Below are 24,390 nucleotides of genomic sequence, written 5' to 3'. Positions count from 1 at the left end.
GCGGGTTTTGTCAGTGGAGCGGGGTAGAATAGGGGTAGTTACCAGGAAGCGCACCGACGTTCTGGAGGAGGCCGTCGATGACTGCTGTCCGTACCCGCACCTCTCGTTCGCACCCCCGCCCCACCGCACATCAACAGCCGTTGCCGAAGATGTCCACGCTGCCCGTCCTGCCGAAGAAACCGCTGCCGGCCGGGCGCCCCAGGGAGTGGTACGAGACCCACAACCGCCAGCTGAAGGCGATGCGTATCGCCATAGCGCTGCTCGACACCGGTGTCTACACCGCGGCTCGGGCGCACAACCACACGATCCGGTACACAGCCGAGTGCATCGGGGTCCATCCCCCGTCGCTCACCACCTGCCGCCTGGTGCGGGCCCTGCTCCCGTAGCGGCCGGGCGAACACCGGCCGAGACCAACACCGAGGCCCTCGCCCCGGGTGCGTTCAAGGACGCACCCGGGGCGAGGTCTTCCTCCGCGCCATGTGAGCCCGTCCGCTAGAGCGCCACCAACCGGGCAGCCGAGGTGCCCAGACCCGCCGGGCCGTCGAACGGCCAGCCGGGCGAGGCGTGGCGCCGCAGGTCGGCCTCGGTGTAGCGGCGGCAGTCGCGGTGCCACACGAGGATGCCCGACATCCAGTTCTCCAGCTCGCGCACATAGCCGTCGAGGGTGGCGCGCGCCTCGTCGTCCAGCCCGAAGTCGTCGTAGAGCACGGGGAATTCGTGCGCCGCGACGTGCTGGAACTGCCGCATGCGCGATTTCATCAGGTCGTCCACGATGCGCAGCGCCGTCGGGTAGTCGCAGTCGAAGAAGTTCCGTACGACGAGCAGCCCGTTGTGGACCTCCCCCTCGTACTCGATCTCCTTCTGGTACGAGAAGACGTCGTTGAGCAGACAGCAGTAGTCGGCCGCCGCGTTCTCCAGGGACTTCATGGGTCCGCTGCGGTAGATGTCCTGCGGGATCGTGTCCGGGTGGGCGAGGCGGCACAGGCTCATGGTGAGGTCGGACCCGAAGGTCATCCTGCGCATCTCGATGTAGTCGACGGGGTCGGGGATGCGGTTTTGCGCCTGGTTGTTCAGCTCCCACAGCCAGCTGTCGGTCATGACCTCGATGGTCCTGCGGAACTTGCGGCGCTTGTCCACGCCCATCGGGCCCGCCGTGCGCGCCCACAGGTCGGCCAGGGAGCGCTCCAGCGGACTCGTCGCGGGCGGCGCCGGCTCGCCCTCGACGGGCATGAACGCCGGGAGCCGGTCGGTGCACAGCTTGGCCCCGGCCAGGTCGCGGGTACGGCCGAAGCGGACCGGATAGTAGTCGTCGCCCCAGGTGCCCCAGGCCAGCCAGGCCGAGCTGAGGTCGAGCTGTTCGGAGGTGGCGTCGGGGTGGATGCCGGCCGCGCACAGCGGCAGGTCGTGGTCGCGGACCAGCCCCTCGTCCCACACCCGGCCGCCGGGGACGTCGGGCTGCGGGTCGAGCAGGCCCATCGCGCGCGACCACTCCACGACCCGCTCCCGGGCGCCGTCCAGGTGCGGGCTGAGCTTCGCGGTGAACGGCATGTCGAAGTCGGGCAGTCGGGAGGGGCCGGTGTACTCGTGCGGTACGTGTGTGAAGGCGCGTACGCGCCGGGCGTTGGCGCGGGCCATGGTGCCGGCGAGCCCGGCCGCCGAGGTCCCGAGCCCGGCGGGCTGGAGCGGCAGCGGTGAGGGGACGGCGTCCGCCTCCCGTCGCTCCGCCGCGCCGTTCATGTAGCGGCTGGAGCGCATGTGCCACTCGTGGCCGCCGGACTGCCAGTCCTGGAGTCCCTTGACGTACGCGGTGATGTCGGCGCACGCGGCCGGGTCCAGGCCCTTCTCCACGCACAGCGGGGGCACTTCGGTGAGCGCCGTGTGCTCGAACTGCTGGAGCCGGGAGGTGAGCAGGTCGTTGACGGCGTCGGCCGCCTCCTGGGTGGTGCAGTCCAGGAACGTCTCCAGTACGAGCACGCCGTTGGACAGCTCGCCCTCGTCCTGGATCTCACGCTGGTAGGAGAACAGGTCGTTGCGCAGGTGCACCGCGTCCGAGAAGGAGTCGCGCAGCACGCACAGGGGGCGCGAGCCGGCCACCTGGCCGGGGACCTCGGCGTGCGCGGCGAACTCCACCAGGCCCGCGGACCAGGGAGCGCCGCCGACCTTGCGGCGCATCTCGATGTACTCGACCGGATTGGGCACCCGGCCGATGTTGATGTTGGACAGCTCCCACAGCGACTCGTTGAGGAGGTTCTCGGTGCTCTCGGCGAAGCGGGCGCGCCAGCCGGCCGACATCGACGGCACCGTCCTGGCCCACAGGTCGGCCAGGCCCGCCTCGACGGGGTTGGCCGGCTCGGGCACCGGCGTCGTGTCGTCCAGCGGCATGAAGCGCGGCAGCCGGTCCAGATACGCCTTGCCGCCCTCGCGGTCCTGGGTGCGCTTGAACTCCTCCAGGAAGTGGTCGTCGAAGAAGAAGACCCACACGTACCAGTCGGTGACGAGGCTGAGGTCGGGGCCGGTGGCGTCGGGGTGCGTGTAGGAGCACAGCAGCGCGTAGTCGTGGTCCTCCAGATCCTGGGTCTCCCAGATCCCCGAGCCCTCCAGCATGCCCATCTCGCGGGCCCACTCGCGGGTGTGGGCGCGGGCCTCTTCGAGGTGGGGGTTGAGTCGGGCGGGGTACGGGACGTAGAAGTCGGGCAGTTCGAAGGGTTGCGACAACGTGCGGTTCCCCCCACTCGGGCGCGTCGGATTGCGGCCTCGGTCTACCCCGGTGTGTCGGGAGGCCACCCTTTTGCACCCGAAGGGGTGACGGTGCAGCGGTGCACGTTCGAACGGACCGGGCGCCAAAAGGTTTGGCGCATGGGCCTGTTGCGCTGGTACGTTCGCGAACGTGGCTAAGCTGAATCAGATCATCGCGGTCGAGAAGGGCGTCAAGTCCAAGGTTGCCCAGGACCTGGCGCAGGCGCAGCACGGGCTGGGGAAGGCCCAGATGCTGGCCGGTATCTCGCGTACGTACCAGCCGAAGGACGAGGAGGGCGAGCAGCTTCCTCCGGAGTCCACGCGGGTGCAGGTCAAGGCCGAGGATGTGCTGAAGGAAACCGCGAAGGTCTTGTCGCGGCTGTTCGATGTGACGGCGACGAAGGACTGGGCGAACCTCAGTGCCCGCGCGGACGTCGTCGTCGACGGGCACACCGTGCTGGCCGAGGTGCCGGTCTCCTACCTGCTCTTCCTGGAGAAGCAGTTGGGCGAGCTGGGCTCCTTCCTGCGCCGCCTGCCGATACTGGACGGCGCCGAGGCGTGGTCGCTCGACCCGTCCACGGACTGGTGGAAGACCGAGCAGGTGCGCACCGTCCGCACGAAGAAGGTGCCGCGCAACCACGTCAAGGCGGAGGCCACGGAGAAGCACCCGGCGCAGGTCGAGGTGTACTACGAGGACATACCCGTCGGATACTGGACGACGGTGAAGTTCTCGGGCGCCCTGCCCGCCCGGCGCGTGAACGAGCTGCTGGAGCGGCTGGACAAGCTGGCCGCCGCTGTGAAGTTCGCCCGTGAGGAGGCCAACGCCGCCGAGGTCACCGACAAGCGGGTCGGGGATGCCGTCTTCGGCTACCTCTTCGCCTGATCCGCCGTACTCTCCTGACCCGTGACGGACCCTTGTCCGTGACACAGACTCCCCGGGCCGGGCCCCAGCGTCGGGCCCGGGGTGCGCCAGGAGCGCAAAGCTGAAGCTGAAGCTGATGTCGTGAACCCCCGGTCACCCTGCCCGACGCAGGGGCCCGGTCAAGCTCAGACTCTCGCTCCAAGCTCAGCACCCGCCGCTCATCGCCCGGCAACCGGGGCGGTGACGACCTTGAGACGCCGGTTCGAACCCGGCCGGCCGTTCCACGTGCGGCCGTGGTGGAGTGGCTCCACGCAAGGACATCGCCTAACGATCCGCCCATGAACCGTCAGGGTGTGCGAACGAGCGGCAACCAGGACCCCGGGGCCGGGCAAAGCCCCGGGGTCCCTCTTGTGCTCCCGTTGGAGGCGCTGCACCGGGCCGCCAGGGCGGGGGCCTTCGGCGGCCTCACAGCCGTACCCCGCCGAAGCGGCCGAGGGCCTCGCGCTGCGCGGGGGTGAGGCGTTCGTTCCGGGCGGCGGCGGACCAGCCGCCGTCGGCCGCGCGGCCCACGGCGACCGGATCGGTGAGATCGGGCCGGCGTTCGGCGTCGTGCAGCGCGGCGATGACGCGTGGGCGGTGCCAGCCCAAAGCCGTGGCGAGCTGATCCGCCGTGAGGGGCGGGGCGGTGTGGACCAGCGCGGCGGCGACGGTGCGCACATCGGACACGGCCGCGTCGCCGGGGCCGCCGGCCATGTCGCCGCCGAGCCGTGCGAAGAGCACGCTCATGTCGCCCAGCCGGGCCCCGGCGGGGGTGCCGGGGCCGAGGGCCGCGGTCCCCTCCCGCGCCGCTTCCGCCCACAGCGTGGTCTTCCGGGCGCTCGTGGCCCATGCCCGGAGCCAGACCCCGTCGTCGACGACGTAGCGGTCACGCCGCCGCCGGTTGGGCCCGGTGGCGCCGGTGCCGCCGCTGACGCGTTCGCGGCGGATCACCTCCAGCCCCTCCAGGTACCCGACGGCCTTCGAGACCGAGGCGGCACTGACCCGTAGCCGCTCGACCAGTTCGGCGGCGGTGAGGGCGCCGGAGTCCGTGGTGACCAGGCAGGTGAGCACGCGCGCCGGCATGCGCGGGACGCCGGTACGGGTCAGCAGCGCGGCGAACCGCTCCCCGAAGGCGCGCACCGCGCCGGGGTCGCGCCCGTACCCGTCCGTCGTGCCGGCCGTGTCCTCCGCCGCGTCCCGCTGCGTGCCGGAGGGCGCGGATTCCGCGCCCCACCCCGTCTCCCGGCGCCTGCGGGCGCGGTGCGCCGTGGCGTGGTGGGCGTGGTCGGGACGGTAGCCGCCGGTGCCGCCGTTGCGGGCCACTTCCCGGCTGACGGTCGAGGTGGGCCTGTTGAGCCTGCGCGCGATCGCGGCGTACCCGAGCCCTTCGGCCAGCCCGGCCGCTATGCCCCGCCGGTCCTCGTACGTCAGCCGTCCCCCTGGCATCGGCGGCCACCCGCTTCCTGTCCGTTCCTGTCCGTCGGCCCGAAGGCGCCGGGTGTGCGTTCGCGCTCAGGCCATTGCAACACAGGGCCACAATTACGCGAATTGTGGCCGCTGAACGTCCGGGAAGCGTTGAGAGACGGCAAAACGCAACGTAGCTTCGCCGTGCACGACAGCCGCGTGCGACAGCCGCGCGCGACTTGGGCGCACCGCCGTGTGCCGCCGACGTGCACCACCGACGCGCACACCGGCGTGCGCGACCGACCGGACGGGGCAGGAGCCGATGACGACAAGTGAGGTCCAGCGCGTGCTCGACCGGGCCGTGAGCGAGGGCGGCGTCCCCGGCATCGTGGCGGAGATCCGCGACGGTGCGGAGCGCTGGTTCGGCACGGCCGGGACGGCCGACACGGCGACCGGCGCGCCACGGACGGCGGCCGAACGCTTCCGCGTCGGCAGCGTCACCAAGACCTTCGTCGCGACCGTGGCGCTGCGCCTGGCCGACGAAGGCCGGCTGAGCCTCGACGACACCGTCGAACAGTGGCTGCCGGGCCTGCTCCACGAGGGCGGCGGGAGCGCCACCCTCCGCCAGCTGCTCGGCCACACCAGCGGAATCTTCAACTACACCCAGGACCAGGAGGCCCTGAACCGCCGCGAGACCCACACCCCCGAGCAGCTCGTCGGCGTCGCCGCCGCCCACCCGCCCGTCTTCGCTCCGCCGGGCACGCACTGGGGCTACTCCAACACCAACTACGTCCTGGCCGGACTCATCATCGAGCGCGCCACCGGCGGCGCGCTGGCCGACGAGATCACCGGCCGCGTCGCCGGACCGCTGGGGCTGACCGGCACCTACCTGCCGAACGGTGACGACCCGGAGATACGCGGCCCGCACGCCCGCCACTACACAAAGCTGTTCGTCCCCGGCCCCGAGGCCCCCGTCCACGACGCGACGGAGCTGGACAGCTCCCTCTTCTGGGCGGCAGGGGGCATGATCTCCACCCTCGGCGACCTCAGCGCGTTCTTCCGAGCGCTGCTGGACGGGCAGGTGCTCCCGGCGGATTCCGGCCGTGAGATGTTCACCACCACCCCGACCCGGGACTGGATCCCGAACACCGCCTACGGCCTGGGCATCTCCTCCCTCACTCTGCCCTCGGGCCGCCGCCTGTGGGGCATGGGCGGGGCCCTGTTCGGCTCCTGGACCTACGTCTACGGTTCGCGGGACGGCACGCGCACCGTCGCCCTCAACGTCAACAGCGACTGGACCGAGGGGTGTTGGGAGGACCCCATCGGCATCTTCGACGACGTACTGCACGCCGCGTTCCGGCCCGCGGCACACATGCCGTGACGGGATCCACGGCCGGGCCCCTGACCGGGCCGCTGACGGCTTCGCCGTCGCAGCCCTCGGCAGGCTTCCGCCCGCGCGTTCGCTGAACCCCTCCCATGGACAGAGCCGTGGCCTCCGTGGATACGATCGCCGCACTGCACAAGCACCGCGCAGAGGTACGGGGGGATACTCACGTGTTCGGAATAGTCAGGCCCTGCCAGCACCGCCTGTCCGAGGGGCTCAGGTCCGAGTGGATGGCACACCTGTGCGGGCTGTGTCTCACACTCCGCGGCGACCACGGGCAGTTCGCGCGGATCGTCACCAACTACGACGGGCTGCTGGTGTCGGTGCTGACCGACGCGCAGACGGGCCGCGCCGACGCCGACCGCCGCACCGCCGGGCCCTGCCCGCTGCGCGGCATGCGCACCGCCTCGGTGGCGCGGGGCGAGGGCGCGCGGCTGGCCGCCTCCGTCTCGCTCGTGCTCGCCTCGGCGAAGGTCCGCGACCACATCGCCGACGGCAACGGGATGCTGCGCCGCCGCCCCCTCGCCGCCGCCGCGCGCAAGATCGCGAAGGGCTGGGACCGGGCCGGTGCGCGCTCCGGCGGCACGCTGGGCTTCGACACGGCGGTGCTGGTCGACGCGGTCGACCGGCAGACCGGCATCGAGCTGCTCGCGGGCCCCGGCACCCCGCTGACGGCCGTGACCGAGCCGACGGAGACGGCAACTTCGGCGGCGTTCGCCCACACCGCGAAGCTGGCGGGACGGCCCGGCAACGCCGCGCCGCTCGCCGAGGCCGGACGGCTGTTCGGGCGCCTGGCGCATCTGCTGGACGCCGTGGAGGACCGCGCGGCGGACGCCGCCGAGGGCGCCTGGAACCCGCTCACCGCCACCGGCGCCACGCTCGCCGAGGCCCGTCGGCTGTGCGACGACGCGCTGCACGGCATCCGGCTCGCGCTGCGGGAGGTGGAGTTCACCGACCCGGCGCTGGCCCACGCGCTGCTGGTGCACGAGCTGCCCCGCTCGGTGGACCGCGCGTTCGGCACCACCACCTGCTCCCACCCGGGCCACGGCGCGGCGGACCCGCACCAGGGACAGCCCGGCGGCCCGTACCCGTACGGCCAGCCGCCTTACGGGCAGTCCCCGTACGGGCAGCCGCCTTACGGCCAGCAGCCGCCCTACGGGCAAGGGCCGCAGGGGCTCAACGGGCTTCAGCACCCGTACGCGGGCGACCAGGTGCCGCCCGGCGGCGCGGGCGGTGACGGCCACGGCGGCGGACCGGGCGGCCCCGGCGGCTCGGGACCCCACCTGCCGCACGGGCGGAAGCCACCGCGCGGATTCCTCGCCGGATGCGGCGCGTTCATGGGCCTGTGCTGCACCTGCAAGCTGTGCTGCGCCGAGGAGTACGAAGGTCCCTGGTCCCGCAAGAAGCGCGAGGGGTGCTGCCAGGACTGCGACTGCTGCGATTGCTGCGACAGTTGTGAGTGCTGTGAATGCTGCGGCTGTTGCGACTGCGGGGCTTGAAGGAGCCGCAGCGCCCGGCGGCGTCCCAGGGGGCCGACCGCCCCACCATCTGTAACCCCACGTAGCCCCGTGCTACGGCGAGTGTGCCCCGACCGATTGTGGGCACTCGCCGCAGGAGTCGCCGGGAGGGTTACATGGAAATATCCGTCGCGAGGGGACGTAGCCGCAGGAACGCACGCAAGGCGAAGGCCAATGCGCGGCCCGTGGTCGGGGGTGCGGCGCGGTCCGGGTTCGCGGCGCGGGGGGTCATCTATCTGCTGGTGGGGCTGCTGGCGCTCCAGGTCGCCTTCGAGGGAGGCAAGAAGGGCGGCGGACAGGCCGACAGGGGCGGGGCGCTGGAGGAGGTCGCGGGCAAGCCGTTCGGCGCGTTCCTGCTGTGGGCGCTGGGGCTCGGGCTGGCGGCGATGGCGCTGTGGCGGCTGTTCGAGGCGCTGTTCGGCGCCGCCGGGCCGGACGGGCAAAAGGTGCGCAAGCGGCTGCTGTCGGCGGCCCGCGCGGTCTTCTACGGGTTCGTCGCCTACTCGGTGCTCGCCTTCGCCGCCGGTGACGAGGGCAGCGGCAGCGGGTCGAGCGACAAGCAGTCGCAGGACGTGACGGCCAAGGCCCTCGATCTGCCGGGCGGGCAGTGGCTGGTGGGGATCGTGGCGGCCGGGATCGTCGTCGCGGGGGTGTGGATGGCGATCCGGGCACTGCTGCGCAAGTACCACGAACACCTGCGTATGGGCCAGATGTCCCGTGCCACCAAGCGGCTGGTGGACGGGACCGGGGTCGCGGGCGGGACGGCGCGCGGGCTGGTGTTCGCGGCTGCGGGCGCGTTCGCGGTACGTGCCGCCGTCGAGTACGAGCCGGACAAGGCCAAGGGCCTGGATGACACCCTGCGCTCCTTCACCGAAACCCCGGCGGGGCCGTGGCTGCTGGTGGCCGTGGCGCTGTGCCTCGCGCTGTTCGGGGTCTTCTCCTTCGCGGTCGCGCGCTGGCGCAAGGTGTGAGCGCGCCTGACGCCTGACGGGCGGGAAACGCGAAAGGTCCCGGGAGCGGCAGCCGTTCGGCGCTCCCGGGACCCTCGTCCCGCGGGCCGTGTGTGCGTACGCGTACGCACACACGGCCCGCGTATACGCGTCAGCTCAGCACGCCGAGCGCCTCGTTGAAGGTCTTCGAGGGGCGCATGACGGTGGCGGCCTTGGCCGAGTCCGGCTGGTAGTAGCCACCGATGTCGGCCGGGGAGCCCTGGACGGCCAGCAGCTCGTCGACGATGGTTCGCTCCTGCTCGGCCAGGGTCTGGGCGAGCGCGGAGAACGCCTGCGCGAGCTGCGTGTCCTCGGTCTGCTGGGCCAGCTCCTGGGCCCAGTACAGGGCGAGGTAGAAGTGGCTGCCGCGGTTGTCGATGCCGCCGAGCTTGCGGCTGGGCGACTTGTTCTCGTTCAGGAAGGTGCCCGTGGCGCGGTCGAGGGTGTCCGCGAGGATCTGGGCGCGTGCGTTGCCCGTCTTCTGCGCGAGGTGTTCGAAGCTGACCGCGAGCGCGAGGAACTCACCCAGGCTGTCCCAGCGCAGGTAGTTCTCCTTGACGAGCTGCTGCACGTGCTTGGGGGCCGAGCCGCCTGCGCCGGTCTCGAACAGCCCGCCGCCGTTGATCAGCGGGACGATCGAGAGCATCTTGGCGCTGGTGCCCAGCTCCAGGATCGGGAACAGGTCGGTCAGGTAGTCGCGGAGCACGTTGCCCGTGACGGAGATCGTGTCCTCGCCGCGGCGGATGCGCTCCAGGGAGAAGGCGATCGCGTCGACGGGCGACATGATCTCGATGCGCAGGCCCTCGGTGTCGTGCAGGGCGAGGTACTGCCGGACCTTGGCGATCAGGTTGGTGTCGTGCGCACGGCCCGCGTCCAGCCAGAAGACGGCCGGGTCGCCGGTGGCGCGGGCGCGGGAGACGGCCAGCTTGACCCAGTCCTGGATCGGGATGTCCTTGGTCTGGCACATCCGGAAGATGTCGCCCTCGCCGACGGCCTGCTCCAGCACGGCGTTGCCGGCGCCGTCCAGGACCCGCACCGTGCCGGTGGTGGGGATCTCGAAGGTCTTGTCGTGGCTGCCGTACTCCTCGGCCTTCTGCGCCATCAGACCGACGTTGGGGACCGAGCCCATGGTGGCCGGGTCGTAGGCGCCGTTGGCGCGGCAGTCCTCGATGACGGCCTGGTAGATGCCCGCGTAGCTGCTGTCGGGGATGACCGCGAGGGTGTCCTGCTCCTGGTCGTCCTTGTTCCACATGTGACCCGAGGTGCGGATCATCGCGGGCATGGACGCGTCGACGATGACGTCGCTGGGCACGTGCAGGTTGCTGATGCCGCGGTGCGAGTCGACCATCGCCAGGTCGGGGCCCTGGGCCAGCTCGCTGTCGAAGGACGCCTTGATCTCGGCGCCCTCCGGGTGCGACTCCAGGCCCTTGTAGATGCCGCCGAGCCCGTCGTTCGGCGTCAGGCCGGCGGCGGCGAGCTTGTCGCCGTACGCGGCGAACGTCTTGGGGAAGAAGGCGCGCACCGCGTGGCCGAAGATGATCGGGTCCGAGACCTTCATCATCGTCGCCTTCAGGTGCACGGAGAAGAGCACGTCCTCTTCCTTGGCACGGGCGACCTGCGCGGCGAGGAACTCCCGCAGCGCGGCGACGCGCATGACGGAGGCGTCCACGACCTCACCGGCCAGCACCGGCACCGACTCGCGCAGCACGGTGGTGCTGCCGTCGTCGCCGACCAGCTCGATGCGCAAGGTGGCGTCCTCGGCGAGGACGACGGACTTCTCCGTGGAGCGGAAGTCGTCGCCTTCCATGTGCGCGACGTTCGTCTTGGAGTCGGCCGACCAGGCGCCCATGCGGTGCGGGTTGGAGCGGGCGTAGTTCTTGACCGAGGCGGGCGCCCGCCGGTCGGAGTTGCCCTCGCGCAGCACCGGGTTCACGGCGCTGCCCTTGACCTTGTCGTAGCGGGCACGTACGTCCCGCTCCTCGTCGGTCTTCGGGTCGTCGGGGTAGTCCGGCAGCGCGTAGCCCTGCTCCTGGAGCTCGGCGATGGCGGCCTTGAGCTGAGGGATGGACGCCGAGATGTTCGGCAGCTTGATGATGTTGGCCTCGGGCGTCCTGGCCAGCTCGCCGAGCTGGGAGAGGGCGTCCTCGACGCGCTGCCCCTCTTCGAGGCGCTCGGGGAAGCCGGCGATGATCCGCCCGGCCAGCGAGATGTCGCGGCTCTCCACGGCGACACCCGCCGTGGAGGCGTATGCCTCGACCACGGGCAGGAACGAATACGTCGCCAGGGCCGGGGCCTCGTCAGTGTGCGTATAGATGATGGTCGAGTCAGTCACCGCTACTCCGCTTCGCGTCTACATCGTCTCGATATCAAGATATCTCGTAGCGCGGCCGGTGCGGACAGCACCCCGGCATCGGACCCTACGGCTTCGGAGCGGCGTGCACGCCGTGGAGGAGGACGAGGGTCTGTCCGTCCGCTGTCACCAGCCGGTGGCGACGGGCCCGCCACTTTCCCGCCACGGCCTCATCGGCGGCCAGGACGCGGGCCGTGCGCCCGCCGGGGAGGGACAGGCCGTCGCCCGGGGCCGCGCCGTCCAGCGCGGCGCGGAAGCGCTTCAGCTCCTCCCCCGCCCGCTCACGGGGCGGAACCTCGCCGTCGTGACCGTCGTGACCGTCGTGATCGTCGTGGTCGTGGCCGTGGCCGTCGTGGCCGTCGTGCGGCGCGCGCAACAGTGCCTCGGCCTGCGCGGCGAGGAGCTGTGCGTCCTGGACCTCCTGGCCGTAGCCACCCAGCCAGCCCTGGCCCAGCCCGGCCCCCAGCAGGCTGCCCGTCATCGAAGCGAGCGTGTCCGTGTCAGCGCCGGGCAGGTGCGCGGGTACGGCGAGGCCGTCCGCGGGGCTGTGCGCGTGCGCGGCGGCCAGGAGGACGGCGGCCACCGCGCACAGCGTGCCGGAGCCGCTGGTCTTCCGGCGGGTGAGCCCGTGCGCCTCCAGAAAGCGGGACGGCTCCCGCAGGGCACCGCTGTCCCCGCTGTCCCCGGCGCCCGGCTCGTCCCCGGCGCCCGGCTCGTCGCGGGCTCCCGGCTCGTCCCGGGCGACCTCCAGCAGGTCCGCCACCTCACGCACCGTCTCGTCCCACGCCCGCGCGTAGCCGGAGGGGAAGGCTTCGGCTGCCGCCGTGCGCCAGTCGGGGTCCAGGGACCGCCACACCGGCGCGCGCCACGCGTCGATCCCCTCGGCGACCGCCTCCGGCAGCCAGCCGTACGACGGCGGCGTCGGACGGCGCATGGCCGCCCACAGCGCGTACGCGTGCACCAGGGCGCCGACCAGCGCACGCGGATGTCCGTGCGTGGTGGCCGCGTCGCACACCACATCCTGGGCGAGGGCCTCGAACGGCCCGGCGTGATGGGCGATGACGTGCGGCGCGATCCGCATGGCGGCGCCGTTGGCCCCGGCCGCGAAGTACTTGGCGGCGTCGTCGGCCCGGCGTCCCCACGGGGCGCCGTGTGCCTCCCAGGCACGACAGGCGCGCTTGACGCTCGCTCCCGCGCCCCGTTCGTAGGCGGGGAAGAGGGGCCACTCCACCCGCTGGAGCCACCCGGGCCACGCCGCCCCGGCGGCGAGCCGGGCGCGGGCCACCGCGAGGATCATCTGGGTGTCGTCGCTGTACTCCCCCGGCGCCACCTCTTCCGTGAAGGGGCGGAAGCGGTTGCCCGCGACGCGCTCCCATGCGGGGAAGCTCGTGCCGGTCTCCTGCGGCGGGCGCACGGAGCGGGTGCGGTCCCGCCGCTCGTCCGGCCAGCCCAGCGCGTCCCCGACCGCCGCGCCGAGCAGCATGCCCCGGGCCCGGTCGCCCCACGGGTGCGGCCCGGCGCTCACGGGGTGGCTCCCCCGGCCGGGGCCGCTCCCTCGGCGGCCGGGACGAACCGCGTCTCCCCCACCCGGCTGCCCGCGCGCACCGCACCGCTCAGCGTGGGCGCGTCGAAGACCTCCGGTGCGACCGACAGCGGCGGCAGGAGGTGCCCCATCCCGAACTGCCGCGCGAGTGCGAAGTGGTCGAGAGCCGCCTGCTGTTCGGAGGGGAAGAGCACCTCGCGCACGGCGGAGAGCGGTATGGCACCGGAGATCTGTATCTCCGCCTGGTCGTCGGTGGGCCACCAGTCCGGGTGGCCGGGGCGGCGCACCCGCGTGGCGTTGCCCGTGACGGCGGGCGCGAACAGCGCGCCGAATCCCGCCGGCCCCTCGAGGGCACCGGCGCTGCCGTCCCGCGCGGAGTTGTACGGCGAGAACCGGGTGCCGGGCCGCGCCAGCAGTTCGGCACCGAAGGTCAGCACCACCCAGCCCGTGAAGTTCGCATCCCGGGCCGAAGCCCTGCCGTGGTACCAGACGTTGGGGTACTCGACGGACAGGAACAGGTGCCCCGGCGCGCCGTCGCGGCGCTCGCGGTCGACGGGCCGGTAGGCGTCCCCGCCCTGGCGCAGGTCGGCCACCGGCCGCAGCTCACCCGCTGCGAGGATGTGCGCCAGGTTTGCCGAGGGGGTCAGATGGCACAGCCGTGTGATGCCCCTGCGGCGTGCCTCGTCGAGGATCGCGTTCATGTGACGACCCTATGGAAGAGGTCTGACATCTCGTCCGGGAGCAGGTCGGTGAGCGGACCGGAGTGCAGCAGGAACAGATCGGTGCGGGCCCGGGTGAGGGCCACGTACAGCTGGCGCGCCTCCCTGGCCCGCGCCTCGACGGGGCCGTGGGCCGCCACCTCCTCCGGGTGGGGCAGTCTGTCGGCGTCGCACCGGGGCAGGATCACCGAGTCGAACTCCAGCCCCTTCGCGGCGGAGTATGTCCCGTAGCACAGCCCCGGCCCCTCGACCCAGCCCTCCAGGTGCCGGTCGAGCCGGCGTGCGGTGACCCGGGCGGCGCCGAACAGCCGCTCCAGCTCCCGCTCGTGCTCGCGGGTGCGCATGAGGACCCCCACCCGCTTGTACTCCGCGACCCGCGCGATGGCGACCCGCACGGCCATCCGGAGCTGTTCCGCCCTGCTCGCCGCCTGAAGGAGCGTGGGCGCCGGGCCGTTGACGGCGGGCCGTACCGGCTGGACGAGATCGGCCTCGTCGTCTTGGCCAGGGCCGGTCTCGTCCTGGCCCGGCTCCGCGCTCCGGCCCGGAGCGGTCTCGCCGCGAAAGTGCGGCATCCCCGCGACGGCCCGCGTCAGCGCCGCTATCTGCCTGGTGTTGCGGTAGTTGTTGACGAACTTCACGACCCCGGAGACCTCCAGGCCCACCGAACGCCACGACATGCGCCTGCCGTAGATCTGCTGTGCGTAGTCTCCGAAGAAAGTGAACGAGCCGTCGGCCGGAACCGCGGCGGCCAGGCTCCGGAGCATCTCGGGGGTGAAGTCCTGTCCCTCGTCCACGACGATGTGGCGGTAGTGCCGCTGCGACCGGTCGGCCGCCAGCTCCTCCGCCACGGCGGAGGCGAGGTCGTCCCAGTCGTGGTGGGAGCCTCGCGCGCGCCGGAGTTCGAGGTACGCCTCGTACACGTCGAAGACCACCTCCCGCTCGGCGGACCGGAGTCCGGAGCCCCGGCCGAACCGGCGGGTACGGCCATCGACGTAGGCGGCTCTCTCGTCGATGCCGTGGCCGGCGATCCAGCGCAGCTCGTCGAGGAAGAACCGCGTGGGACGCCGCGCGACGGGCTGGGTGGGATGGACGGGCCGCACAGCCGCCAACGCCCGTTCGACCAAGGCCGCCTTGTCCCCGCAGATGCTGACCGGCGTGGGTCTCCGCCCGTTGAGATAACCGCGCGCGAACTCGTGATAGGTCTCGATGCGCAGGCCGGGCGTCCCGCCCGCGACAGCGCGCAGGTGGTTGACCAGCGCTCGGTTGAAGGTGACGAGCAGCGTCGGCCCGCCGATGCCGGGCGCCCCCGCCAGGAAGTGGGCGCGGTGCACCGCCATGGTCGTCTTGCCGCTGCCCGCGGTGCCGAGGACGACGCAGTGGCCCTCGGTCTTGAGGAACACGACGTCCCGCTGGTGGCCCTTCGGCTCCGGCAGCTCGGGCCCCGCCGCCTTGGGGGACGCCGATGTACCCGATCGTGTACGGACGTTGGTGCCGGTGCGGGTGCTGTGGCCGGTGCCGGGGTTGATGCGGGTGCCGGTGCCCGGGTTGGTGCCGGTGCCTGGGATGGCCGAGGGGCGGTGCGCGGGGAAGCAGATGACGCAGGGCCCCCGCTTCTCCTGGACGTCGGCCAGGGGGATGTGCTGCGGGGCGTGGGTGTCCCTGCCGGAGCGAACGGCCTTGCGCTGCCCGTCGTACAGCGCCTCGCAGCCGGTCGTACGGTGGAAGACCGAGCCCCCTCGCGTGATGTAGACCCATGCCGACAGCCCCTTGGGGGCCGGGGCGCACACCGTGCACTGTCCGACCACCATCTCGTGCACACAACGCTCCTCCGCCATGCCCGTATCCTCCGGACCTCGGCGACGAGGGACAAGAGGGGATCACGCCGGAGCCCGGCCCCGGCCGACAGCCCGCCCCACCAGCCCCCACTACCAGCCCGGCACCACGAACACCCCCCATGTCACGAGCGGTACGACGATCACCAGGCTGAAGCCCCACATCATCAGACGGCGGAAGACGAGCTCGCGGTCCGCCTCCACGGCGTTCGCGGTGACGAGGGCGCCGCTGGTGGAGAAGGGGGAGGCGTCGACGACCGAGGAGGAGATCGCCAGCGCGGCGATGAGCGCCACCGCGCCCACCTCGCCGCTCAGCAGGAACGGCACGGCCAGCGGGATCAGGGCGCCCAGGATGCCGGTGGTGGAGGCGAACGCGGTGACGAGGGCCGCGATGAACAAGATGAGCAGGGCCGCCAGCAGCGGGGCGTCGATCGAGGTCACCTTGTCGCCGAGGTAGTCGATGGTGCCGATGCGCTCCATCAGGTTCACGTACGTCACGATGCCGCACACCAGCAGCACGGTCGTCCACGCGCACTTCTCCGCCGCGCCCTTCGCGGACTGCGGCGAGACGAGCGAGAGCACGACCGCCACGGTGAGCGCCATGAGTCCGACGTCGAGGTCGAAGAAGAGGGCGCCGACGACGACTCCGACGAGCCCGAGGAGCGTGAGCCCCCGCGAGAGGTCCAGCGGCGGGCTCCCGTCCCCGGGGCCGGAACCCGCCCCGTCGTCGGCGGCCGGACCGCCGACGGAGGCCGGGCCGCCATCCGTCGCGACGGCGCCAACCGGCCCGTCGGCGCCAACCCTCCCGGCGGCGCCAGCCATGGTTCCTGTGCCGCCCGTCGCGGGCGAGGCGTCGCCGGAAGCCGGTCCGTCGGCCGAAGGCTCGGTGCCCGGCACAGAGCCGCCGCCCAAGGTGGCCGCGGCAACCGGCCCGTTGGCGTCGAGCGGCTCCCGGCTGTCGGCCGGGGCGGGCGGCTCCACGAGCCCCGTGCCGGCCCTCGCCTCCGGGACGACCGCCGTCCCCGACGCGGCCGTCACCGTCGAAGCGGGCGTCACCCCCACGGCGGCGGTCTCACGCGGCTGCGACGGCGGCAGCGGAACCTCGCCGCGGCGGCCGAGCAATTCCCGTCCGCCGAACAGAAGAAAAGCGGCGGTGTTCAACAGGAGGTTGAACAGGAGGGAGTAGAGGAAAATCAGGCCGGGGCTTCCCGGGAGGTCGTTGCGGGCGACGACGCCGTTCGTGATGGTGCCGTAGACGCCGATGGGCGAGAATCCGCCCGCGCTGCCTCCGTTGATGATGAGGATTCCCATCAGGAGCGGGTTGATCCCGTAGCGCCGGGCGACGCTCATTCCGATGGGGGCGATGATTCCGACGGCGGCGGGAGTTACCGCGCCGACCCCGGCGAGCAGCGCCGTGACCAGGAACATCACCCAGGGCATGAGCGCGGCGCGGCCCCCGGTCGCTTTCATGCACATGTGGACGAGCCAGTCCACCGTGCCGTTGTTCCTGGCGATGGCGAACAGAAAGGTCACGCCGACCAGGACGACGAACAAGTCACCGGGGAATCCGGAGAAGATGTCGTCGGTCGACTGCGCCGCGAATGCCGTTCCCACCACGAAGGCGGCCACGAGAGCGAGCACTCCCATATGGACGTTGAACGTGGTCGCGACGAGGAATACCAGCACAATCCCGATGATGGAGATGACGTGATCTGACACGAGGCTTCCCTGCCTTCGGCCGATGGTCATGCGGTCCGGCTCGCGGGGCGGAGCGGGGCGAGGCGCAGTGGGGACCTCAGCACGCCGGCCCGCCGGTGCGCGGGCAGCGCTGAACGACCGCGCCCGCGCCGCAGCCGTGCGGTGCCCAGCGGGCAGCATGTATTCCGCGATGCGGAATACATCATTCACTCGGGGAAGTATTGAGACCTGCGTCACACCCCGTCAAGGGGTGTGCGGCGACGGGGCGTCACCGCGCCGTCTACCCCTACCCCCCGAGGACCCCACCTCACGCACCCCGCCCAGCGCGGAGCCGATCTCCGCCGCCGCCGCACACACCAACACACCGTGCTGGGCGCGGGTTTCGCTGGTCACACGACTGCTGGGCACGTTGATGCTGATGCTCGCGACGGGCTCTCCGGACCGTCCGACAACGGGCGCGGCGGCGGCCGAGACGTCCGTGCGCCACTCACCGTCGTTCGTCGCGTAGCCCCGCTTCCGGATGAGCGCCAACTCCGCGCGCAGCCGCTCCCGTTCGGTGATCGTGGTGCCGGTGAACCGGGTCAGGCCCTCGGCCAGATAGCGCTCGATGAACTCCGGCCCGCTGGCGGCCAGCACGGCCTTGCCGTTCGCCGAGGCGTGCAGCGGCAGGTTCTTGCCCAGCGGCAGGATGATGCGCACCGGCTGGGAGGTCTCCAGCCGCTCGATCAGCACGACCTTGCCGCCCTCCGGCACGGCCAGATGGACCGTCTCGTCGCAGCGCCCCCGCAGTTCTTCCATCACCGGCACCGCCACATCGCGCAGGCTCAGGTCTCCCGAGGTGCTGCGCCCGATGAGCAACGGCTTTGTCGTCAGCACCCAGCGGGTGGCGCCGGTGCCGTCCGAGGGGCGCAGCCAACCGGCGTCCTGGAGCGTCAACAGGGCCCGCTGGACGGTGCTCTTGGGGATCTCCAGGGCACGGGCGAGGTCGGCGACCCCGGCGGGCTGCCGCTCGGCGACCTCTTCCAGGACGCGCAGCGCGTTGCGGACGTTCTGCATCCGTTGACTCCCTCAGCCGGTCGCACCTATGCTCCGCCGTGCCATCGCACGACACATCGTGCCGTCAGGCGGCACAAAATTCAAGGGGGCTGGCTCCTTGACCCTGCACACCGGGACGCCGCACGCCGGGACCCCACGCGCCGGGGCGCCGCATGCCAAGACCCTGCACACCGGCCGTCATTTCCTCCAGATCCCCGGCCCGACGAACGTCCCCGACCAGGTGCTCCGCGCCCTCGCGGCACCCACCATCGACCACCGCGGGGCGGAGTTCGCCCAACTGACGCTGCGTCTGCTGGCCGAGCTCAAGCCGGTGTTCGGGACGACGGGACCCGTGGTGATCTACCCGTCCTCCGGCACCGGTGCCTGGGAGGCCGCACTCGTCAACACGCTCAGCCCCGGCGACCGCGTGCTGTGCTTCGAGACCGGGCACTTCGCGACGCTGTGGCAGCGGATGGCGGACGAACTCGGCCTGGACGTGGACCTCGTGCCGGGCGACTGGCGCCACGGCGCCGACCCCGAGACCCTCGCCCACAAGCTGGCGGCGGACACCGAACGCCTGATCAAAGCCGTGTGCGTCGTCCACAACGAGACCTCGACGGGTGTGACCAGCCGGATCCCCGAGATCCGGGGGGCGATCGACGCGAGCGGCCACCCCGCGCTGCTGCTCGTCGACACCATCTCCTCGCTCGGCTCGATCGACTACCGGCACGACGAGTGGGGCGTCGACGTGACGGTCGCCGGCTCGCAGAAGGGGCTCATGCTGCCCCCGGGCCTGAGCTTCAACGCCGTCAGCGAGAAGGCCCTCGCCGCCTCCCGCCGCGCGCACTCGCGCACGTCCTTCTGGGACTGGCAGCCCATGCTGGAGGCGAACCGGAACGGCTTCTTCCCGTACACCCCGGCGACCAACCTGCTCTACGGGCTCGACGAGGCACTCCGCATGCTCAACGCCGAGGGGCTGCCCGCCGTCTTCGCACGGCACGCCCGGCACGCGCGCGCCGCCCGGGCCGCCGTACGGGGCTGGGGCCTGGAGGTGCTGTGTGCCGACGAGCGCGAGCACTCCGGTTCGCTCACCGCGGTGCTGATGCCTCAAGGCCACGACGCGGACAAGGTCAGGGAGATCGTGCTGGACCGGTTCGACATGTCACTCGGTGCCGGGCTCGGCAAGCTGGCCGGACGCGTCTTCCGCATCGGCCACCTCGGACACCTGAGCGACCTGACCCTGGCGGGAACCCTCGCCGGGGTGCAGATGGGGCTGGAGCTGGCCGGAGTACCCGTCGACCAGGGCGGGTTGGCGGCGGCGCTGGACGTGCTGCGCGCGGAGTGACCGGGCACCACGTGACCGCGCACCTCGTGACCGCGCACGACGGACGGACCGCGCGCGGAGCGCCCCCAAAGGGCCCCGAGCCCCGAGCCCCGAACAGGCCCCCCGCCCCTCAAGGATCGGCGCATCCCGTAACCCTCCTCCCCCCAAGGCCAAGGGAGCACGCGCACATGACAGCGATCAGCACCGGCGCCGCCGCGGCGGGTGACAGCACCGAGCGCGCGGAGCGGGACGCCCCGCCCCCCGACGCCACCGCCGGGCTGGCGCACCGGCTGCACCGGGACCTCGACGGCGAGGTCCGCTTCGACGACTACACCCGCCATCTGTTCTCCCGCGACGCCAGCATGTACACGATCACGCCCGTCGGCGTCGTCTTCCCCCGGCACGTCGGGGACGTGCAGGCGGCGACGGCGGCGGCCCGGGAGTACGGCGTGCCGCTGGTGCCCCGGGGCGCGGGCACGAGCCTGGCCGGGCAGACGGTGGGGCCGGGCCTGGTCCTCGACCTGTCCCGCCACATGAACCGCATCGTGGAGATCGACGAGGGCGCCCGCACCGCGCTCGTGGAGACCGGCGTCGTCCAGGACCAGCTCAACCGCGCCGCCGCTCCGCTGGGCCTGATGTTCGGCCCCGACACCTCCACCAGCAACCGCGCCACCCTCGGCGGGATGATCGGCAACAACTCGGCGGGCAGCGGCTCCCTGCGGTACGGCATGACCATCGACCACGTACAGCAACTCGACGTGGTGCTCTCCGACGCCAGCCTCGCCCGCCTCGCCCCCGTGGGGGACGACGAGGTCGTGCGCCGGGCCCGCGAAACCACCCTGGAGGGCCGGCTCTACCGCGCGCTGCCCCGGATCCTGCTGGAGAACGCCAAGGCCGTCGCCGAGGACTTCCCCCCGTTCTGGCGGCGCGCCTGCGGCTACCGGCTCGACCGGCTGGCGCGCCAGGACGTCCCCTTCGACCTCGCCAAGTTCGTCGTCGGCTCGGAGGGCACCCTCGTTCTCGCCACCCGGGCCCTGGTCGACCTGGTACCCAAGCCTGCCAGGACGGTGATCGCCGTGGGCCACTTCACCTCGGTGGCCGCCGCCGTCGCCGCGACGGAGGACGCGCTGGAGTGCGACCCGGCCGCCGTCGAGCTGATGGACCGCACGATCCTGGACCTGTCGCGGCAGCGGATCGAGTACGCCTCCCTCGGCGCGCTGCTGGAGGGCGACCCGGACGCGCTGTTGTTCGTCAGCTTCACCGGCGACGACGAGCACGAGCTGACGGGGCGACTGGAGCGGCTCACCCGGCTGTGGGAGCGGCACGGGCACGGCTACCACACCCTCAAGGCCGTCACCCCGGCCCAGCAGTCGGCGCTGCTGAAGGTCCGCAAGTCCAGCCTTGGCCTGCTCATGGCGGCGAGCGAGGGCACCCGGCGCCCGCTGGCCTTCGTCGAGGACACCGCCGTCGACCCTGTCCATCTGGCCGACTACACCCGCCGGTTCAAGCAGGTGCTGGACCGGCACGGGCTGACCGCGGGCTTCTACGGCCACTGCTCGGTCGGCTGTCTGCACGTACGGCCCTTCGTGGACCTGGCCGACCCGGCACAGGAGCGCACCATGCGGGCGGTGGCGGAGGAGGTGAAGGACCTCGTCACCGAGTACGGCGGCGTCAACTCCAGCGAGCACGGCGACGGCCTGGCCCGCAGCGAGTTCAACCGGCAGATCTTCGGCGAGGACCTCTACGAGGCGATGCGCGAGGTCAAACGCGTCTTCGACCCGGACAACCTGATGAACCCGGGCAAGATCGTGGACGCGCCCTCGATGACGGAGAACCTGCGCGACGCCGCCCTGCCCGCGCCGGGCCCGCTGCGTACGCGGCTCTCGTTCGAGGTCGTCGGCGGGATGCGCGGCGCCGCCGACCGGTGCATGAACATCGGGCTGTGCCGCAAGAGCGGCAGCGGCGTCATGTGCCCGTCCTACATGGCCACCCGCAAGGAGGAGGACTCCACGCGCGGGCGGGCCGGCGCGCTGGTCAAGGCGCTGTCCGAGCCGGATCCGCGCACCGCGCTGGGCGACGAGCGGCTGCACGAGATCCTCGATCTGTGCCTGATGTGCAAGGCCTGCAAGAGCGAGTGCCCGCTCGGCGTCGACATGGCGACACTCAAGAGCGAGGCGCTCTCCCACCACCACGACCTGCACGGCACGCCGCTGCGCTCGCGCGTCTTCGGCGCCATCCGCCTGCTGAACCGGCTCGGCTCGGCGACCGCGCCGCTGTCCAACCTGCCGGGCCGGATCGCAGCCCTGCGCCGCCTGCTGGACCGCAGGCTGGGGATCGCACGCGAACGCCCCCTGCCGGTCTTCGCGCGCCGGAGCCTGACGCGGTGGTTCCGCGCGCGGGGACGACGATGGGACGTGCTGTGGCGAGACGGCCGACGGCGGGGAGGAGCGGCGCCCGCGACGACGAGGAGGCCCGCGCCCGCTTCCCAGGACGAAGGGGTATCCCCCCAGGGCGAACTCACCTTCCTGGCCGACTCGTTCACCACCTACACCGAACCGGCCATCGGCCGCGCGGCGATCGAACTGCTGGAGCACGCGGGCTGGCGCGTACGCCTGGAGAGCCGCGGCTGCTGCGGGCGGTCGAGCCTGTCCAAGGGCCTGGTGGACGACGCCCGCGCCAAGGCCGCCCACCTCGCCCGGCTGCTCACCGAGGAGAGCGCGCCCGGCTCCCCCGTCGTAGGGTGCGAGCCCTCCTGCCTGATGACGCTGCGCGACGAGCACAAGGCACTGCTCCCCGGCGACCCGGCCGTCCAGGACCTCGCGGGACGGGTCCGCCAGGTGGAGGAACTGCTGGTCGAGGCCATCGACGAGGGCCGCCTGCGCTTGCGCGACGACGTCTGGCCGGCGGGGCGGCGCGTGCTCTATCACGGCCACTGCCACCAGAAGGCCGAGGTCGGTACCGCCGCGACCGTCGCCCTGCTCTCCCGCATCCCCGGTGCGCAGGTGGAGGAGGTGGACGCCGGATGCTGCGGCATGGCGGGCTCGTTCGGCTTCGAGTCGGAGCACTACGACCTGTCCATGACCGTGGGCCAGGACCGCCTGTTCCCCGCCGTCAACGCCGAACCCCCCGACACGGTGATAGCCGCCACCGGCGTCTCCTGCCGCCAGCAGGTCCACCACGGCACCCACCGACGCGCCCGGCACCCGCTGGAGTTGGTGCGGGAGGTGGTGGAGCCGCGGTAGCCGGCACCGGGCGGTGAGCGGAGCCGCGGCCCCGCTGCCGCCCGGCCCGCGCCCTCCGCCGCTCCACTTCCTCGGCGGTCATCGGGGCCTGGATGTCCCCCCACGTCGCGGTCATCACCACGGAGTCGATCAGCCATCGGCCGCCGGCCCGCTCCAGTCCCCACCGGTAGTCGCCACCGAGCGTCCACAGCGAAGACCCGTGCGGGGTGGCGAGGCGGTGGGTGGCCTGGAAGGAGGCGGTGCGGACGGCGCGGTCCCCGTCGACCTGGACCAGCTGGTTGGCGATCAGATGCTGGGTGGCGTCGTATCCGCCGAGCGTCGCCGACCAGGCATCGACGATCTCCTGAGGAGTGAGCTGGACGGGCTCGCCGCCGTTGAGACTTGTGTAGTCGAGGTGCACCTTTCGGCGAACAGGCCGCGCAGAAGGGCCCATTCACGGCGGTCGGCGTGCACGGCCATCCGGGTGCAGGTCTCGACGACCTCGGTCCTGGTCCCGGACGGGGACGGCGCGGCGGCCTCAAGGGGCTCGGACATGACGGGGTGGTCTCCTGTCGGGGCGATGTGCGGGGTGGCCGGGGTACGGAGTGAAGGGTGGCCGGGGTGCGGGGTGCGGGGTGCGGGGTGCTCACAGCGTGCGGGCGAAGTGCTCGGCCGCCGCGTCCGAGGCGATGCCGACCTGCGGTGACTGGTCGTAGAAGTCGAACTGGACGCCCTCGGTCCAGATGACCTGGCCGGGGCCAGCGAGGCCGTCGTGGAAGCGGCGGGCGCCGTCCGGGACGGCGGCGTCCTCGCTGTGCACGAGCAGCACGGGCGCGGTCACCTTCGGGGCGATCGCGACGGCGTCGAAGTCCAGCCAGCCGGGCCAGGCCATGACGGCGAACCGGTTGGGCCACTGCGGGATTCCGCCGCGCTCCGGGTTGAGGTAGAAGTCGATGTCGAAGGGCATGGCCGCGTCCGGGTCGCTGCCGCTGACCACCGGCACGTAGGCGACCTCCCCGGTCTCCTCGTACCTGCGGCGGGCCTCGGCCGCCGCGGCCTTCTTCGCGTCGATGCCCTCCGGGCCGCCGTAGTTCTCCTCGCAGATACGGCGGTCGTGCAGCCACGGCGCCACCAGGGCGAGCGACCGCACCCTTGAATCCTCGGCGGCGAAGGCGCTCGCGTACATCGCGCCGGCGCACACCCCCAACGCTCCCAGTTGTCCGTCGCTCACCGCGGGATGCCCGGTCAGGAAGTCGGCCGCCGCGCGGATGTCCCGGATCTTCAGTTCCGGCGACTCGTAGTCGCGCGGCTCACCTGCCGATTCGCCGTATCCGGTGAAGTCGAAGGACAGGGCCGCGAAGCCGCGTCGGGCCAGCTGCTCGGCGTACCGGTCGGCCAGCTGTTCCTTGACGCTGGTCCAGGTGCCGGCGACCACGACGCCCGGCACCGGAGCGGCGTCGTCGGTACCCGTGAGGTCGGGCAGAAAGAGGTGACCGGTGAGCTTTGCCGCGTCGCCGGCGAAAGTCACATGTTCACGCAGAGGCATGTCGGGGCTCCCTCGAAGCAGGCAGGGGTACGGCATGTCGACGGTCGACCGCCGTGGGGTGAGCAGCTGGGGAGCCGCTGCCTCCGCACGCCGCGTAGGGGGCGGTAGGCACTACTCGCTCGCTGCCCTCGACACGCTGGCAGCTTGCGATCCGGGCAACAACCACGGATGTCTAAAGGCAGGTTGAGCGC

The 24,390-nt window shown here is 72.2% G+C and carries 16 protein-coding genes and 1 pseudogene; 7 read left to right on the top strand and 10 right to left on the bottom strand.

The window, feature by feature from the left end; genetic code table 11:
* The first annotated feature begins 149 nt into the window (after positions 1-149).
* A complete protein-coding gene (locus OHB04_RS30475) occupies positions 150-386 on the top strand; it encodes a hypothetical protein (RefSeq protein WP_326692992.1) in 237 nt (78 codons plus the stop codon).
* A gap of 106 nt (positions 387-492) precedes the next feature.
* Here OHB04_RS30475 and OHB04_RS30470 read toward each other — a convergent pair whose 3' ends face one another.
* Positions 493-2,715 carry a family 2 encapsulin nanocompartment cargo protein terpene cyclase gene (locus tag OHB04_RS30470; RefSeq protein ID WP_326808720.1) on the bottom strand — a complete coding sequence of 741 codons (2,223 nt, stop codon included), beginning with the start codon at positions 2,713-2,715 and terminating at the stop codon, positions 493-495.
* Positions 2,716-2,887: 172 nt separating this feature from the next.
* Between OHB04_RS30470 and OHB04_RS30465 the strand changes: the two genes are divergently transcribed.
* A complete protein-coding gene (locus OHB04_RS30465; protein ID WP_326690841.1) occupies positions 2,888-3,619 on the top strand; it encodes a DUF7873 family protein in 732 nt (243 codons plus the stop codon).
* 444 nt (positions 3,620-4,063) lie between these two features.
* Here OHB04_RS30465 and OHB04_RS30460 read toward each other — a convergent pair whose 3' ends face one another.
* The gene (locus OHB04_RS30460) at positions 4,064-5,083 is read right to left on the bottom strand and encodes a GbsR/MarR family transcriptional regulator (RefSeq protein ID WP_326808719.1); all 1,020 of its coding nucleotides are present in this window, start codon (positions 5,081-5,083) and stop codon (positions 4,064-4,066) included.
* A gap of 280 nt (positions 5,084-5,363) precedes the next feature.
* Here OHB04_RS30460 and OHB04_RS30455 point away from each other — a divergent pair, with 280 nt between their 5' ends.
* From OHB04_RS30455 to OHB04_RS30445, 3 genes are all read left to right on the top strand, one after another.
* A complete protein-coding gene (locus tag OHB04_RS30455) occupies positions 5,364-6,422 on the top strand; it encodes a serine hydrolase domain-containing protein (protein WP_326690839.1) in 1,059 nt (352 codons plus the stop codon).
* Between the two features lie 173 nt (positions 6,423-6,595).
* Positions 6,596-7,924: a DUF5685 family protein gene (locus tag OHB04_RS30450; RefSeq protein ID WP_326808718.1), complete on the top strand. Its 1,329-nt coding sequence runs from the start codon at positions 6,596-6,598 to the stop codon at positions 7,922-7,924.
* A gap of 134 nt (positions 7,925-8,058) precedes the next feature.
* Positions 8,059-8,913, top strand: a complete 855-nt coding sequence (locus tag OHB04_RS30445) for a DUF1206 domain-containing protein (protein WP_326808717.1) — start codon at positions 8,059-8,061, stop codon at positions 8,911-8,913.
* 130 nt (positions 8,914-9,043) lie between these two features.
* On the opposite strand, the gene OHB04_RS30440 is transcribed toward OHB04_RS30445, so the two are convergent.
* From OHB04_RS30440 to OHB04_RS30415, 6 genes are all read right to left on the bottom strand, one after another.
* Complete coding sequence (locus OHB04_RS30440) at positions 9,044-11,263, bottom strand: NADP-dependent isocitrate dehydrogenase (protein ID WP_326690836.1); 2,220 nt, start codon at positions 11,261-11,263, stop codon at positions 9,044-9,046.
* An 85-nt stretch (positions 11,264-11,348) separates the two neighbouring features.
* On the bottom strand, positions 11,349-12,806 hold the full coding sequence (locus OHB04_RS30435) for an ADP-ribosylglycohydrolase family protein (RefSeq protein WP_326808716.1): 1,458 nt from the start codon (positions 12,804-12,806) through the stop codon (positions 11,349-11,351).
* The gene (locus OHB04_RS30430; protein ID WP_326690834.1) at positions 12,803-13,525 is read right to left on the bottom strand and encodes a DarT ssDNA thymidine ADP-ribosyltransferase family protein; all 723 of its coding nucleotides are present in this window, start codon (positions 13,523-13,525) and stop codon (positions 12,803-12,805) included. Before OHB04_RS30430 ends, OHB04_RS30435 begins: the two co-directional genes overlap by 4 nt.
* A complete protein-coding gene (locus OHB04_RS30425; protein WP_326808715.1) occupies positions 13,522-15,378 on the bottom strand; it encodes a UvrD-helicase domain-containing protein in 1,857 nt (618 codons plus the stop codon). The genes OHB04_RS30430 and OHB04_RS30425 overlap by 4 nt, the downstream gene beginning before the upstream one ends.
* Positions 15,379-15,468: 90 nt before the next feature.
* A complete protein-coding gene (locus tag OHB04_RS30420) occupies positions 15,469-17,094 on the bottom strand; it encodes an SLC13 family permease (protein ID WP_326690832.1) in 1,626 nt (541 codons plus the stop codon).
* Positions 17,095-17,316: 222 nt separating this feature from the next.
* Positions 17,317-18,129, bottom strand: coding sequence for an IclR family transcriptional regulator (locus tag OHB04_RS30415; RefSeq protein WP_326690831.1), 813 nt, complete (start codon positions 18,127-18,129; stop codon positions 17,317-17,319).
* Between the two features lie 97 nt (positions 18,130-18,226).
* Here OHB04_RS30415 and OHB04_RS30410 point away from each other — a divergent pair, with 97 nt between their 5' ends.
* Complete coding sequence (locus OHB04_RS30410) at positions 18,227-19,453, top strand: pyridoxal-phosphate-dependent aminotransferase family protein (RefSeq protein WP_326808714.1); 1,227 nt, start codon at positions 18,227-18,229, stop codon at positions 19,451-19,453.
* 167 nt (positions 19,454-19,620) lie between these two features.
* Entirely contained in the window at positions 19,621-22,674 is a 3,054-nt protein-coding gene (locus tag OHB04_RS30405) for an FAD-binding and (Fe-S)-binding domain-containing protein (RefSeq protein WP_326808713.1), read from the top strand.
* A gap of 181 nt (positions 22,675-22,855) precedes the next feature.
* Here the strand turns inward: OHB04_RS30405 and OHB04_RS30400 are convergent.
* Positions 22,856-23,107, bottom strand: a pseudogene (locus tag OHB04_RS30400) (nuclear transport factor 2 family protein); the annotation flags it as partial.
* A 192-nt stretch (positions 23,108-23,299) separates the two neighbouring features.
* Complete coding sequence (locus tag OHB04_RS30395; protein WP_326808712.1) at positions 23,300-24,199, bottom strand: alpha/beta hydrolase; 900 nt, start codon at positions 24,197-24,199, stop codon at positions 23,300-23,302.
* Between the last annotated feature and the right edge of the window lie 191 nt (positions 24,200-24,390).

The organism is Streptomyces sp. NBC_01775, from assembly GCF_035917675.1.
Lineage (GTDB): Bacteria > Actinomycetota > Actinomycetes > Streptomycetales > Streptomycetaceae > Streptomyces.
This window is presented reverse-complemented; position numbering and strand designations above follow the sequence as displayed.